General features: G+C 62.3%; 15 protein-coding genes. 7 read left to right on the plus strand and 8 right to left on the minus strand.

Annotated elements, in window-relative coordinates:
- Positions 1 to 1,029 precede the first annotated feature (1,029 nt).
- Positions 1,030 to 1,533 carry a single-stranded DNA-binding protein gene (locus SAZ10_RS06195; protein ID WP_318608311.1) on the plus strand — a complete coding sequence of 168 codons (504 nt, stop codon included), beginning with the start codon at positions 1,030 to 1,032 and terminating at the stop codon, positions 1,531 to 1,533.
- A 260-nt stretch (positions 1,534 to 1,793) separates the two neighbouring features.
- Here the strand turns inward: SAZ10_RS06195 and SAZ10_RS06200 are convergent, their stop codons facing one another.
- The 4 genes from SAZ10_RS06200 to SAZ10_RS06215 form a co-directional block, all read right to left on the minus strand.
- Positions 1,794 to 2,204 (minus strand): VOC family protein, encoded by a 411-nt coding sequence (locus SAZ10_RS06200; protein ID WP_412535165.1) that lies wholly within the window; start codon positions 2,202 to 2,204, stop codon positions 1,794 to 1,796.
- Complete coding sequence (locus SAZ10_RS06205; protein WP_318608312.1) at positions 2,201 to 2,860, minus strand: MarC family protein; 660 nt, start codon at positions 2,858 to 2,860, stop codon at positions 2,201 to 2,203. The genes SAZ10_RS06200 and SAZ10_RS06205 overlap by 4 nt, the downstream gene beginning before the upstream one ends.
- 105 nt (positions 2,861 to 2,965) lie before the next feature.
- On the minus strand, positions 2,966 to 4,675 hold the full coding sequence (locus SAZ10_RS06210) for an HAD family hydrolase (RefSeq protein WP_318608313.1): 1,710 nt from the start codon (positions 4,673 to 4,675) through the stop codon (positions 2,966 to 2,968).
- An 87-nt stretch (positions 4,676 to 4,762) separates the two neighbouring features.
- Positions 4,763 to 4,996, minus strand: a complete 234-nt coding sequence (locus SAZ10_RS06215; RefSeq protein ID WP_318608314.1) for a hypothetical protein — start codon at positions 4,994 to 4,996, stop codon at positions 4,763 to 4,765.
- 219 nt (positions 4,997 to 5,215) lie between these two features.
- On the opposite strand from SAZ10_RS06215, the gene SAZ10_RS06220 reads away from it, so the two are divergent.
- The 4 genes from SAZ10_RS06220 (at position 5,216) to SAZ10_RS06235 (ending at position 8,567) form a co-directional block, all read left to right on the plus strand.
- Complete coding sequence (locus SAZ10_RS06220) at positions 5,216 to 5,572, plus strand: YciI family protein (protein ID WP_318608315.1); 357 nt, start codon at positions 5,216 to 5,218, stop codon at positions 5,570 to 5,572.
- Positions 5,573 to 5,577: 5 nt separating this feature from the next.
- The gene (locus SAZ10_RS06225; protein ID WP_318608316.1) at positions 5,578 to 5,955 is read left to right on the plus strand and encodes a YciI family protein; all 378 of its coding nucleotides are present in this window, start codon (positions 5,578 to 5,580) and stop codon (positions 5,953 to 5,955) included.
- Positions 5,952 to 7,214 (plus strand): RNA polymerase sigma factor, encoded by a 1,263-nt coding sequence (locus SAZ10_RS06230; RefSeq protein ID WP_318608317.1) that lies wholly within the window; start codon positions 5,952 to 5,954, stop codon positions 7,212 to 7,214. The genes SAZ10_RS06225 and SAZ10_RS06230 overlap by 4 nt, the downstream gene beginning before the upstream one ends.
- A 141-nt stretch (positions 7,215 to 7,355) precedes the next feature.
- Entirely contained in the window at positions 7,356 to 8,567 is a 1,212-nt protein-coding gene (locus SAZ10_RS06235) for an AI-2E family transporter (protein ID WP_318608318.1), read from the plus strand.
- 23 nt (positions 8,568 to 8,590) lie between these two features.
- Here SAZ10_RS06235 and SAZ10_RS06240 read toward each other — a convergent pair whose 3' ends face one another.
- The 3 genes from SAZ10_RS06240 to SAZ10_RS06250 all read right to left on the minus strand — a co-directional run bounded on the left by SAZ10_RS06240 (position 8,591) and on the right by SAZ10_RS06250 (position 10,912).
- Complete coding sequence (locus SAZ10_RS06240; protein WP_318608319.1) at positions 8,591 to 9,487, minus strand: DMT family transporter; 897 nt, start codon at positions 9,485 to 9,487, stop codon at positions 8,591 to 8,593.
- A 55-nt stretch (positions 9,488 to 9,542) separates the two neighbouring features.
- Positions 9,543 to 10,301 carry an arginyltransferase gene (locus SAZ10_RS06245; protein ID WP_318608320.1) on the minus strand — a complete coding sequence of 253 codons (759 nt, stop codon included), beginning with the start codon at positions 10,299 to 10,301 and terminating at the stop codon, positions 9,543 to 9,545.
- Positions 10,302 to 10,441: 140 nt separating this feature from the next.
- Positions 10,442 to 10,912 (minus strand): RDD family protein, encoded by a 471-nt coding sequence (locus tag SAZ10_RS06250; protein WP_318608321.1) that lies wholly within the window; start codon positions 10,910 to 10,912, stop codon positions 10,442 to 10,444.
- Positions 10,913 to 11,087: 175 nt separating this feature from the next.
- Here SAZ10_RS06250 and sthA point away from each other — a divergent pair, with 175 nt between their 5' ends.
- Positions 11,088 to 12,491 (plus strand): Si-specific NAD(P)(+) transhydrogenase, encoded by a 1,404-nt coding sequence (gene sthA, locus SAZ10_RS06255; protein ID WP_318608322.1) that lies wholly within the window; start codon positions 11,088 to 11,090, stop codon positions 12,489 to 12,491.
- A gap of 152 nt (positions 12,492 to 12,643) precedes the next feature.
- On the opposite strand, the gene SAZ10_RS06260 is transcribed toward sthA, so the two are convergent.
- Complete coding sequence (locus tag SAZ10_RS06260) at positions 12,644 to 12,994, minus strand: DUF423 domain-containing protein (protein WP_318608323.1); 351 nt, start codon at positions 12,992 to 12,994, stop codon at positions 12,644 to 12,646.
- Positions 12,995 to 13,184: 190 nt separating this feature from the next.
- On the opposite strand from SAZ10_RS06260, the gene SAZ10_RS06265 reads away from it, so the two are divergent.
- The gene (locus SAZ10_RS06265; RefSeq protein WP_318608324.1) at positions 13,185 to 14,072 is read left to right on the plus strand and encodes an NAD(P)-dependent oxidoreductase; all 888 of its coding nucleotides are present in this window, start codon (positions 13,185 to 13,187) and stop codon (positions 14,070 to 14,072) included.
- Positions 14,073 to 14,074: the final 2 nt, after the last annotated feature.

A 14,074-nucleotide genomic window follows, 5' to 3' on the forward strand; every position in this document is an offset into this window, starting at 1 on the left:
AAAATTATAACTGTCTTTTCGATCGCCCGCGAGGCGTAATGCCGCTCACGAGATGTCGTGGGCATCGCGGTGGTCGAAACAGGCATTGGAGCAACCAGACAAGGAGTGGAGCATGAATCCACCGGACCAGTCTGCATCGGCTCTGCATAAAGGCGGGGCCGCGGCCGGTTTTAGTGCCTGAGCGCTCGGCAGACTAGCCAGTCGTTATCATCCACATCGAAGAGACTAAGAGTCGGATCGCGGCGTAAGCCGGTAGGTATCCGAAGAAAACCGGTCGGATACGACCGGAACATTAAGGATCAAAATCCCGAAAGGCCCTGCGCGCTAGACAAAGCGGCAGGGCCATTCTTTTGCCAGACATTCTTTTGCCTACAGCGGAAGCGACTTGGATCAATGCCGCGGGACGGGCAGGCCGCCGGTAGTAATGTCTGTCGTGACGGTCCCGGACACTGTGACGTCCCATTGGCCGGGGGCTGACGGCGGGCGTGACTGGACCGTCTCCGGCTCCGGCTCGGCTAGGGGTTGCGCGGAGCGGACGATACGGGATTTGGCGTCGACGCCCGGCAGCTTTGAGGATGCAGCTGGCTTCTGATCGGCAGATGCTGTTCCACTCGCCACTCCGACGAGGCAGGCCAGCAGTACGGATCGGGGTAGCGTCGGCCAGCTGCGTTTCATCACTGCAGCATAGCCGGAAATGACCCCGTAGCCATGCGCGAAGTTCGATGTCGTCCGGCATCTTCATTGCGTTGAGAGCGCGGGAGCGAGGCCGCCCACCAACATGAGCCATCGAGCGAGCGCGGCGTCATGCACTGCCTGCGGCGAGCGTAGATGAGCAGAAGGCGTGAAATTCAGCCGCAAATGCCTAAATGACGCTTGCATGTCACCAAGCGATGGCTTAGAACAAAATAAGAACAAACTAACTGTGGACAGGGCAGAGAAAATCCACGAGGGCGCGGCAAGGAGTGTGCCGATCGGCTACAGTTCGCCCTTCGACTTGACGACGGTTTCGGACGAGCGCGGAGAAGTATCATGGCGGGTAGCGTGAACAAGGTCATTCTGATCGGTAATCTCGGGGCGGATCCCGAGATCAGGCGGCTGAACTCGGGCGATCCGGTCGTCAATCTCAGGGTCGCCACCACGGAGACCTGGCGCGACAAGAACTCCGGCGAGCGCAAGGACAGGACCGAGTGGCACAGTGTCGTGATCTTCAACGACAATCTCGCCAAGGTTGCCGAGCAGTACCTGAAGAAGGGCGCGAAGGTTTATATCGAAGGCCAGCTGCAGACCCGCAAATGGCAGGACCAGAACGGCCAGGATCGCTACACGACGGAAGTCGTGCTGCAGAAGTTCCGCGGCGAGCTGCAGATGCTCGACACCCGCGGTCAGGGCGGCGACGCGCAGGTCGGCTATTCCGGTGGCGGACGCTCCTCAGATTTCGGCCAGTCGGGACCGAATGATCGCGGCGGCAACAACAACCGCAACGGCGGAGGCGGTGGCTTCTCGCGCGAGCTGGACGACGAGATCCCGTTCTGATCGGCTTTGGCGCGAGATAGAGGTCGCTGGAAGAAGCTTTCTAATCAGAAACGTGGGACGATGTTGGCACCCGGTGACATCCTCTCGAAGCCAGAGCGTTCTGCAATCGCCAGGCGCCGGCGCTGCCCCTCACCCTTACCCTTACCCTCTTCCCGTGAACAACGGGGAGAGGGGATTCTGAGACGTTGCCACCCCCTCTCTCCGTTCTTACGGGGAGAGGGTAAGGGTGAGGGGCAGCGCCAGCCTAAAAACAGCAGGCGCTAGCCGCCATTCCCTGCGAAGAGGATCAGGTTACCATCGAGGTCGCGCACGACGAATGTGCGGGCGCCCCATGGCTCGGTTCTGAGCGCCTGATGGAATTCGGCGCCGCTTCTTTGGTATTCAAGAAACAGCGGCTTGGCGTCGTCGAGTGTAATAACAGCAGATAATAGGTCCTCGGTGTCGCGCAGTTGCGGTTCGATAACTGGTGCCTTGACTCGCCGGAGGTTGAGCTTCGCGCCGTCTCGTTGGACCTGCCCGAAGAATGGCGGATTGCCGTAGGTGAAGGCGATGGAGAAGCCGAGCTTCGCAGCGTAGAAGTCGCAGGATGCTTCTATGTCGGTAACAAAGATCACGGGTTCGGCGCTGAGGGTGAGCGGGCCTGCGCCGGGCCGCGGAGCTTGATCGTTCATGGCGTCAACGCCGCCGGCACGGCAGCGCCCGCCATGACCAGCGCGTGAATTCCATCGGCGACGAACTGTACCGCGAGCGCTGCGAGCAGCACGCCGAGCAGGCGGGTGAGGATCGAGCGGCCTGTGTGGCCGAGGAAGCGGTCGATGCGCTCGGAGAGCACGAAAACCAGATAGGTCAGGATGAGGCAGACCAGGATGATGCCGACCAATGCGCTCTTGGCGGCGAGGCCCTGGAAGGAGCCTGACAAAAGCACGGTCGCCGAGATCGCGCCAGGGCCCGCAATCAGCGGAATGGCGAGCGGGAAGGCGGCGATGTCGTGGATGAAGTCCTTGGTTATCGCTACGCCCGCGCTCTTCTCTTTCCTGTCCTGGCGGCGCTCGAACACCATCTCGAAGGCGATAAAGAAGAGCAGCAGGCCGCCGGCCACGCGAAACGCCGGCAGCGTTATGCCGAGCACGGTGAGGATCGCCGCGCCTGCCACCGCAAAAAGCGCCAGCACGCCGAAACCGATGGTGCTTGCCCGGACCGAGACTTGTGTCCGCTCCTCGCGGTTCATGCCGCGGGTCAACGCGAGGAAGAGCGGCGCCAGGCCGGGCGGATCTATGGTGACCAGGATTGTCAGAAAGGCGTTGAGCAGGCTCTCGTGACTCGGCATCGGATCCCCTCCGGTGTCGGTACGGTATGGGTTTTCCTGCCGCGGCGGAAGATCATGCGTCAGGCTTTGTTGAAGTCCCGATGCCGGGGCAGGAGCTGACAGGCTTTACTCGCTCGCCGTAGCGGGCGCGGTGTAGCGGCGGCGCACGGCGTCCGACAGCAGCTTGCGGCTCTCCTGTGCGGATAGCGATTTGTTTTCTTCGATGGATGCGGCCTCCTTGGCCAGCTTCTTGTCCTTGAGCTGCTTGCGGAACCAGCGCGAATAGTCTCCGGATTCGAGGTGGTGCAGCCAGGTGCGGTCGTCGACGCCTTCGGCGATCTGAAGGAAGATCATGAGGTTCTGCGCCCTGAGCTTCAGTTTGTTTTCGGGGCCGCGGAAATAGAAGCTCGCCTCTTCGGGAAGCTCGCCCTCGGCATATTTGCGCGAGTGCCGCTTGTGCGACTGGCGCCGCTTCTCGGCTGCGATTGGCTGCGGCGGCTTGTCCGACTGCGGCCGCCAGAAAAGGACGTCCTTCTCGGTCAGCTTCTGCACCTTGTCCGGCCGTTTGATACCAGCCTGTTTGCAGAAGACCTTGATGATGCCGTTGCCCTCCTCTCCGAAAGCCAGCACCGTTGTGACGGATGCAAGCGCATCCTTGGCGATGGCATCCGGATGAACGGTCACCATTATCGTGCCCTGCAAATCCTTTGCGAGCGCCAGCGATTGGCTGTCGCGCGACGTGGGGAGCAGGTGGTGCGCCTCGTCGATGATCAGCCAATGCGGCCGCGCTGTCCTCGCGCGCAGACGGGTCAGCGCAGTTATGATCTTGGCGAAGAAGTCTGGCCGTTCCTCGAGCTTCAAGGCGAGAGCACTGACGACGACGTTGTTCTCCGGCTTGTCGAGCAGGTCCACCACCTGCGCTTCCTGCGGCGGCGTGTCGGCATTGCCGAGCGTGACTGCGCCCTCCAGTCCCTCGAAATCGCCCTCGGGATCTAGCACGCAGAACTGGAATTTGTTCTCGACGAAGCGTTCGGTGAGCGCAATCGCAAGCGATGATTTGCCGAGGCCGGATTTGCCTGCAATCAGCACGATGTCTTGTGGCCTCAGCTCGACCGGGCGATCGTTCTTTTTGTACCCGATGACAATGCCGCCATGGTCGCTCGCGAGTTCCTGGTCGCGTTCGGTCAGGTTGGTGACCAGTTCCTCGACGCCTGCTCCACGAGCACTCTTTGTGACAAGGTCCGCCGTCTCTTTCACGGCTGGAATGGCATTGTCGACCGCCACGCTCAATCCGCAGGCTTTGAGGAATGCGTGGTCGTTCTCGGCGTCGCCGACGCCGACCACGTTGTAGGGAGAAAGCTTGAGATCTGCGAGCGCTGCGGCCAGTCCGCTCGCCTTGTTGACGCCGGTCGGCAGCACCATCACCGCGCCCTTGTTGAAAATAATCTCCAGCTCCAGGCCGAGCTTCTGGATGATCTCGAGGACGGTCGACTGGTGCGGCTCCCAGGTCCCGACGATCGAACGGCCTGCGGAGATCGGCTCGACGCCGCGCGCCTTCAGGCGACGGATGAATTCGAGTGACGGCGGCGGCGCGAGCGTACGCTCTTCCTCACTGGATGGCGTATAGAGAAGCGCTCCGTTCTCAGCTACGATCTTGTCGAAGAGCTCCGTGGCCGGAAAAGCTCGCTTGAGGTCGGCGAGCTCGCGCCCCGTGACAAGGATGAGCTTGCGCCCGGTGTCCTTGAGGCTCTGCAGGGCGGCGACCGTCTCCTCGCGGACGACGCCGTCATGGGCGATGGTTCCATCATAGTCAGTTGCGAGCGCCATAAAGTACATGCTGCGTCAACGCTCATCGCCGGACAGGCGTTCCTCGTTGGTGGCTGGCATGAAGGCGGTTCGTGATCTTCGAGATGGGCAGCCGGTTCAGTCGCTGTCGTTTGCGAGATCGGCCATGGCGGCCGTCCGGTTCGCAGTAGCGACGGGGTCTGAAGTCAGCACAGCCAGTGAAAAGGACAGTGCTATGGCGGCGATTGCGGCAACGAAGATCGACCGGCGTGAGACCGGTTCATATGGAACGAGCTCCTTGCGCCGAGGCGTTGGTTCCCTTTGTGTCTTGGACGCCAGATTGGCGATGAGTGCGACCTCTAGCGCGTGCATGGCTTTTCTCCGGGGCAGGGCGCTCCGCCCGGCGGGCGCCTGGTTGAGGAAGCTGCCGTCACGGACGACCACTTCCTTGCCAAACAGTCGCGAGGAGGAACCGTATTTCGACAACCGATCGAGATTTTTTCGGCCTGCACAGGATTTTTCTCTGGCAGTGTCGAATTATCCTTCCTGCAAGCGACTATTCGGCGATGAACCAATTTGGAGGAGAGCGTGATGCAGTATATTTGCCTGGTCTATTGCGAGCCGGCGGCCTTCGACCGGATGTCCGAGGAGGAGCAGCGGACGCTCAACCGTGACTCGCTCGCCTATGACAGGGAACTTCAGCGCAGCGGCCACTTCATCCACGCCAACGCTCTGCAATCGACGGAGACCGCGATCACGCTCAGGGTACGCGACAACAGGATGTCGAGCAGCGACGGGCCTTTTGCAGAGACCAAGGAGCATCTCTGCGGATTCATCCTGGTCGAGGCGGCCGGCCGTGACGAGGCGATGCGCATTGCATCGGCTATCCCCATGGCGAAATATGGCAGCATCGAACTACGCCCGGTCTACGAAATCCCGAAGGATTGATCGCCATGAAATATGTCTGCCTGGTCTATCTCGATGAATCGATTTTCGCGCCAATGTCCGACTATGAACGCGGCCTGTTCGTCAATGAAGCGCTCGACAGCGACGAAGCGCTGCGCCGAGGCGGCAACTTCGTATACGCGAATGCGCTGCAACTGCCTGAGGCGGCGGTATCGGTCAGGGTTCGGGACAACAAGCTTTCGGCGACCGACGGACCCTTCGCCGAGACGAAGGAGCATCTTTCCGGCTTGATCGTCATCGAGGCGCGCGACCTCAATGAGGCGATCCGGCTCGCCGGCAACATCCCCATGGCCCGCCTCGGCACGATTGAAGTTCGCCCGGTAAGGGAGCTTGAGCGCATGGAGATCGGAGACAAGCAAGTTTGAACGAGACGGGTGCCGTCACCAGCGGCAAGCTGGAAGCGATCTATCGGAGTGACGCGCGTCGCGTGCTGGCCACGCTGATCCGCCTGCTTGGCGATTTCGATCGCGCCGAGGAGGCGCTTGCCGACGCATTTGCTGCCGCTGCCGCGCAATGGCCGCGTGACGGCATTCCGAAGAAGCCCTTTGCCTGGCTGGTCTCGGCTGGTCGTTTCCGCGCCATCGACCGGCTGCGCCGCAAGGCGCGCCACGACGCCTCCTTGAAGGATCTGGCAATGCAATTCGAATCCGAAGCGGCCGAGCCGCCGGAATGGGATGACAAGCTGATAGAGGACGACCAGCTCCGGCTGATCTTCACGTGCTGCCATCCCGCCCTGTCGCCGGACGCGCAGGTCGCCATGACGCTGCGCGAGGTATGCGGGCTGAGGACCGAGGAGATCGCCGCTGCCTTTCTGGTCTCCGCGCCGACTGTTGCCCAACGCATCGTCAGGGCCAAGGCCAGGATCCGCGACGAGAACATACCGTACGAGACGCCGGCCAGCGACGAACTCTCCGGGCGGCTCGAATATGTCCTGCGCGCGGTCTATCTCGTTTTCAACGAGGGCTATCTCGCTTCGTCGGGCGCATCCGTCACCCGTGCCGATCTTTCGGCCGAGGCCATCCGGCTTGGCCGGCTGTTGGTCCAGTTGCTGCCCGATCCTGAAGCGCTCGGGTTGCTTGCGCTGATGCTCCTGCAGGAATCGCGTCACGCGGCGCGCGCCACGGCTTCGGGCGCCATCGTTCTTCTCCAGGACCAGGACCGCTCGCATTGGGACCGCGGCCTCATCGAAGAGGGACTGGCGCTGGTGAGGCGGGCATTCGCGGGCGGCGAGGTCGGCTCCTATGCCATCCAGGCCGCAATCGCCGCCGAACATGCGCATGCAGACAGCATCGACCGGACCGACTGGCGCAAGATCGTCTCGCTCTACAACCTCCTGCTGCGTGCCGATCCCTCGCCGGTCGCCGAGCTGAACCGTGCGGCGGCGATGGCCGAGTGCGACGGGGCCGAGGCAGGACTCGCGCTGATCGATGCGATCCTGGCACGCGGCGATCTTGCCGACTACCATCCCGCCTATGCCGCGCGCGCCGAGCTTTGCCGGCGGCTGAGCCGCCTCGACGAAGCGCGGGCTTCCTACGCCAAGGCGCTGTCCCTCGCGCAGCAGGGACCCGTGCGGGAATTGCTGATGCGGCAGGCCTTGGGACTCGGCGCTGGGCCGGAAAGTTAGGCAACCGCGCATTTCCAGCTTTCCTTGCGTCGGGCGATTTGCCATTCAAAATGGCTTGCTCCTGCACCATGTTTGCCGACAATGTCTTGTTTGGGGGCAGGGCGCGCCACTGTGATCCGCCGCGCGAAGGAGGCCGAGTAGTTGAGAGAGCCAGAAGCCGGGAAACCCGTGCGCGAGCGGCGCCTGTTCGGAACGTCCGCGCCCGTGCGTTCGGCCGTTGTCCAGCCCCTCTCGGCGGCGCGATGGCTGCTGATCCTGATCCTCGCCGCCGGCGTCTATTTCTTCCACGGTTTCGTGTTCCCGGTGCTGGCGGCGCTTGTCATCGCCTTCGCGACCTGGCCGCTCTACAGGAGGCTGCTTGATGGTGTCGGCGGCAACCGGACAGTCGCGGCGGCGTTGGCGATCATCTTCATCATCGCCTTCCTGGTGGTGCCGATCACACTCGCGGGCAGCTACGCAACCGGCGAGGTCCGTGATTGGGTGAGTTGGGCCTTCAGGGCCAACCGCGACGGCGCGCCCACACCGCAATGGATCGCCACCATGCCCGTTATCGGCACGTGGCTCAACGAACTATGGACGAAGAACATCAACCATCCCGGCGGCTTGGGCGAGCTGATCCAGGTGGTCAGCGGCGCCAACATAGGCAACATCTATCGCGGGGTGCTGGTGGCCGGCGGCAGCATCTTCAATCTGCTGCTCACGCTGCTGTTCATGCTGATCGCGCTGTTCTTCGCGTATCGCGACGGCGAGTCCTTCGCAGCCCAGGTCGATCGGCTTGGCGAGCGCATCCTGCCGGCCCGCTGGGAGCGGATCTCGCGCGTGGTACCAGCGACGATCAGCTCGACTGTGACTGGCATGACGGCGATCGCGATCGGCGAGGGTGTCGTGCTAGGCATCGCATACTGGATCGCCGGCGTGCCTTCGCCCGTGACGCTCGGCGCGATCACCGGCATCATGGCGCTGGTCCCCGGTGGAGCGCCCTTGGCCTTCACGTTGGTTTCGATCTACCTGGTCGCCAGCGGCTCGTGGATCGCAGGCGTGGGCCTGTTCGCATGGGGCTCGATCGAATTGTTCATCGTCGACAAGACGCTGAGACCCAAGCTTGTCGGCGGGCCGATCAAGCTGCCCTTCCTGCCGACTTTTTTCGGCCTCATCGGCGGCGTGAAGACCATGGGCTTCCTCGGGCTTTTCATCGGCCCTGTGCTGATGGCTCTCCTGGTGGCGATCTGGCGGGAGTGGCTGCGCGAGGTTGAGCTGGCCGACGAACGCGCCCCGGCAGAAATATCAGGACGCGAACCCGCCCGGATCGAAGTGCTCGGCAGCGAAGGGCCGAGGAAATCCCAAACCGGGTGAGATCTGTAAGATCAAGGCTGCGATTACGCGGCCTGGGCAACCGGCGAGCCTTGTCGCCGCCGGGTCGAAAAGAGCTGCCAGAGCGAATGCGCGACAAGCGCGGTGATCAGGATCAGACCGCCGATCAGGCTGTTGCGGGAGGGCACTTCCAAGAAGATCGCCCAGACCCACACCGGCGCGAGTACTGTTTCGAGAAGATAGAACATCGCCACCTCGCCGCCGGAGATGTAGCGCGGCCCTGAGGCGAGGCAGAAGAAGGAGAGGGGCATGACCACCGCGCCGTTGAAGATGATCCACCACGGTGCATCGATCCGGTACCCGGTCTGGCCGACCAGGAAGGCGGCGACGATGAAGGGCAAGACGACGCCGATCAGAGACGTGAAGCCCATATCCTCCTTGCTCGACCGCGAAATGGTAATCGCTGCTGCGATCGCGAAGGCGGAAGCGAGCGCCATCAGGTCGCCAAACACAGTGCCGTTGCCGATGGAATCGCCCACGATGATCAAGATGCCGAGGATCATGACGGCCATGGCGAGAAGCGTTGCAGGGCGCGGTCGCTCCTTCAGGAAAATCCAGGAAAGCAGCGCCGAGAACATTGTGTTGAAGGCGAGGATAAAGACCAGATTGGCGGTCGAAGTGTTGTAGACGGCGGTGATGAAGGCGATCGAGCCGAGGCCGTAAAGCGCCGACACGACAAGCCCTTTGCGGCCGGGAATGAGCTTCGGCGCGTTGCGGCTGATCAGCCGCCAGACAGCCCAGATCACGATAGCTGCGAGGAAGGTCGTGCCGGTCCTCACCATGAGGATCGACCACGGCTCACCCTTGGCGAGCCGGATCAACGGGATATCGACGCTGAGCACCAGACCGCCGATCGCCGTTAGGATCAAGCCCTTTCGATAGTTGTGGTCGGTGGAATGCAACGCTTCGCCCCCGTCAGGAAATCAACGGCAGCGTGTGGAACGGGCCGGATTTGTCTTACTTCTTTGGCTCTTCGAAGCGTTCCCAGCCCTTTGGGCCGAGATGCTCCTGCGGCTGGAAGCGAATTTTATAGTTCATCTTGCGCGAGCCGTTGACCCAGTAGCCTAGATAGACATGGGGCAGCCCCATGGCTTTGGCCCGTGCGATGTGGTCGAGGATCATGTAGGTGCCGAGCGATCGTTCGGCATGATCCGGGCTGAAATAGGAATAGACCATGGAGAGGCCGTCAGCCATCTTGTCGGTCAGCGCGACGGCGAGCAACTCGCCATGGCCCTTGCCGGTGATGAAGGAGTCCGGTCCACGCCGGCGATATTCGATGACCCTGGTATCGACATGCGTGTCCTCGACCATCATGGCATAGTCGAGCACCGTCATGTCCGACATGCCGCCCCGACGGTGGCGGGAATCGAGATAGGAGCGGAAGAGCGAATACTGCTCGGTCGAAGGCTCGGCTTCGTGCATGGTCCCGATCAGGTCGGAATTGTGCTCGATGACGCGCCGCATGTTGCGCGACGGCTTGAACTCGTCGGTGATGATGCGGACCGAGATGCAGGCCCGGCAGGTCTCGCAGGCCGGACGGTAGGCGATGTTCTGCGAACGCCGGAACCCGCCCTGGGTCAGGAGGTCATTGAGCTCGGGAGCCTTGTCGCCGACCAGATGGGTGAAGACCTTGCGTTCGAACTGCCCTTCTATGTAGGGGCATGGTGACGGCGCCGTGAGGAAGAACTGCGGCGACTGTGTCGGGTGCTGCGTCATAGATGCCTGAAGGAAGGTTCCATGATCGCAATACCTTGGACGTGGCGGACAAAACGTCAACAGGGAATGCGGTCAGGCTCCTGTGGCCCGGGCCAATTTTTTTTGATCCTGGGATAAGCCTAACGGCGGTGGCGCTAAGCCTAACGGTCGCTGCGCACAACAACCGTGCCCAGCAGGAGGTCATGCACAGTGCGCTTGCGGTCGAGGATCAGGCTTGCAAGCAGGATCAGCGGCGTGAGGATCACGTTGCCGGCCCAGAACAGCACCGTGTGCACGACCGCAAAAAGCCCGTCTATGCGACCGCCCTCGAACCGCTCCAGCCGGATGGACATGGCCTGCATGCCGGTCGTGGCCTGCTTCGGCCCACCAAGCGTGTTCCACACATAGGTGAGCGCCACCGCAGGGAAGAGCACCGAGAACAGCATCCAGCCCAAGCCGAGCGTCAGCAATCCGAGGAAGAAGACCAGGATGCCGAACGGGATCAGAAGCAGCAGCACGATCAGATAGTCGATCAGGAACGCGAAGACGCGCCGCGTGCGCACGCCCTCGTAGAGCCTGTAGTCGTCGAGACGGCTGTTGATGATCTCGCCGTCGAGCACCCGCGATTCCATCGTCGTTCCTTCACATGCCGCAGCTAACCTCCGGCGGCTCCATGCAAATGGTGATCGGCGCCGGGAATTCAAGAACATCACGCTGGCGCCCAAACCTGAAATGCGAGCGCTCAGTTGAGTTTCGATCGGGGAACGCGCTACTTGCAGGATTGCGGCAGGCGGGACGAGGGGAATCATGGATCACTACGACATGCTGGTAATCGGCAGCGGGCCTTCCGGTCGGCGTGCCGCAATCCAGGCCGCGAAGCTAGGCAAGTCCGTGCTTGTCATCGACAAGGGCCGGAGACTTGGCGGTGTCTCCGTGCACACCGGCACTATCCCGTCGAAGACGCTGCGTGAGACCGTGCTCAATCTCTCCGGCTGGCGTGAACGCGGCTTCTATGGCCGCGGCTACCGCGTCAAGCAGGACATCTCGATCGAGGACCTGATCCAGCGCTTGAGGAAGACGCTCGACCATGAAGTCGAGGTGCTGCAGCACCAATTCATGCGCAATGGCGTTCGATCGATGCGCGGACTGGCCGCCTTCAAGGACGCCAATATCGTAACGGTAACCGCGGAAACCGGCGCCGTCAGCGAAGTGGGCTTCGACCATGCGCTGATCTCGGTTGGAACCCGCCCGCATCGGCCGACCAGCGTGCCCTTCGACGACAAGAGGATCTTCGACAGCGACGAGATGCTGGAACTCGACCACCTGCCGCGCACGCTGACCGTGATCGGCGGCGGTGTCATCGGCGTGGAATATGCGACGATCTTCTCCGCGCTCGACGTTCCGGTGACGCTCATCGAGCAGCGCGACACGATCCTCGATTTCGTCGACCGGGAGATCGTCGATGACTTCATCCACCAGATGCGCGATCGCGGCATGACGATCAGGCTGGGCGTGAGTGTCAAGGAAGTCGCGGCGCATGAAGACTACGCGCAGATCACGCTCGCCGACGGCCGTGTGATCCGCACCGAAATTGTGCTCTACGCCGCCGGCCGCACCGGCAACGTCGGCAGCCTCGGTCTCGAGACTGTTGGCATCGAAGCCGACGCACGAGGCCGCATCAAGGTCGATCCCGAAACCTTCCAGACCAGCGTGCCGAACATTTACGCGACCGGCGACGTGATCGGCTTTCCGAGCCTTGCCTCGACATCGATGGAGCAGGGCCGTGTTGCAGCCTGCCACGCGTTCGGCGTGAAGCTGCCGCCGCCCCCCGAGACATTTCCCTATGGCATTTATGCAGTGCCGGAGATCTCGACCGTTGGCCAGTCGGAGGAGGAGGTGCGCGAGAGCGGCGTGCCCTACGAGATCGGCGTGGCGCGCTTCCGAGAAACCTCACGCGGTCATATCATGGGTGTCGACTCCGGTTTTCTGAAGCTGATCTTCGCGCTGGAAAACCGCCGCCTGCTCGGCGCTCATATCGCCGGGGAGGGCGCAACCGAGCTGATCCATATCGGCCAGGCGGTGATCAACCTCGGCGGTACCGTGGATTTCTTCGTCAACAACACCTTCAACTATCCGACGCTGGCGGAGGCCTACAAGATTGCCGGGCTCGATGCCTGGAACCGGATGGGGCAGGCGCAGGCGGAGGCCTGAGCACCTCCTGCGATCGGCGATTGCGGATGCCCCACGGCTCCCGTAAGCGGGTGAGGACTATCGGCGCTGCTGGGCGCGACCTCGGATCCTCCCCTGCGAAGCGGGCAGAGGGACCGCCGAAGGTGGTGAAGGGGGCGCTCGCCATTTGATATTCAAGATTTTCTCCCCGACAGCGCCGAAGCAGCAATAAGCAGCCAGCCGGCGATCAGCAGAGTGCCGCCCACCGGTGCCGCAAGCGGAAAGAGCCGCGTGCCGAGGAAATCCAGGGCGATGAGGTCGCCCGAGAAGAGCACGACGCCGATCAGAAGAATGAAACCGGCGATGCGCAGCATGCGGCTGCCGCTGACCAATCCGATTCCAAGAAAAGCAGGCGCGTGCGCGAGCAGGAACGAGGCTGCGGTGCCGGTGAAAGCGCCGCCTCCATGGGCCGCGGCGGCTGAAAGCCCGACGCCGGCCGCGCCGCAGAGCCCGGCGGCGAGAACGAAGAGGTGGTCAGAGTTCATGAACATTTCGCTGCTGCCTTGCGCCGGAATAGGTTCTGACCTCCGATATCGCTTGCACATCATGGGCGCGCTGCGTCACGGCGTATCAGCCGATCTGATGATGGGCCCCTTTCGGTCGATGCTATAGCTTGCCGCATAGGGTGGAAGTCCGCTAGCACTAGCGGTCGCGAACAATTCCGGAGGAAAAGCCATGGCAAAACGCATTGTCTTCACCGGCGGCTCCGGCAAGGCCGGCCGGCATGTCGTGCCATGGCTGAAGGGCAAGGGCCATGAGATCCTCAACCTCGATTTGAAACCGCTCGACTGCCCAGGCGTCAACACCCTGATCACCGACGTGACCGACAGCGGACAGGTTTTCAACGCGCTGTCGATGCATTTCGGGTTCGAGGGCTACGACACCGGGCAGGGACCCGCCAAGGTCGACGCCGTCGTTCATTTTGCCGCAATACCGCGCGTGCTGATCGCCCCTGACAACACGACCTACAGCGTCAACGTGGTCAGTACCTACAACGTCATCGAAGCGGCGATGAAGCTCGGAATCCGCAAAGTTGTGATCGCCTCGAGCGAGACGACCTATGGTGTCTGCTTTGCCGAAGGCGACAAGGATTTTCATCAATTCCCCCTCGAGGAGGACTATGACGTCGACCCGATGGATAGCTACGGGCTCTCCAAGGTCGTCAATGAAAAGACTGCCCGCGCATTTGCAATGCGCTACGGCGCCGACATCTACGCGCTGCGCATCGGCAACGTGATCGAGCCGCACGAATACGATCTGTTCCCCGGCTTCCTGGCCAATCCGCCGTCGCGCAAGCGCAACGCGTGGAGCTATATCGATGCGCGCGACCTCGGGCAGATCGTTCATCTGTGCCTGGAGAAGGACGGGCTGGGCTACCAGGTATTCAATGCCGTCAACGATACGATCACCGCGAATGAGCCGACCGAGCAATTCCTGAAGCGCTGGGCGCCCGGCACCCCGATCCAGCGCCCCATGGGCGAGCGCGAGGCGCCGCTCTCCAACCGCAAGGCCCGCGAGGTGCTCGGTTTCAAGGAGGAGCACGACTGGCGGAAATATGTCTGAGG

Source organism: Mesorhizobium sp. BAC0120 (assembly GCF_033542235.1).
In the GTDB taxonomy this organism is placed as follows: domain Bacteria; phylum Pseudomonadota; class Alphaproteobacteria; order Rhizobiales; family Rhizobiaceae; genus JAWRCU01.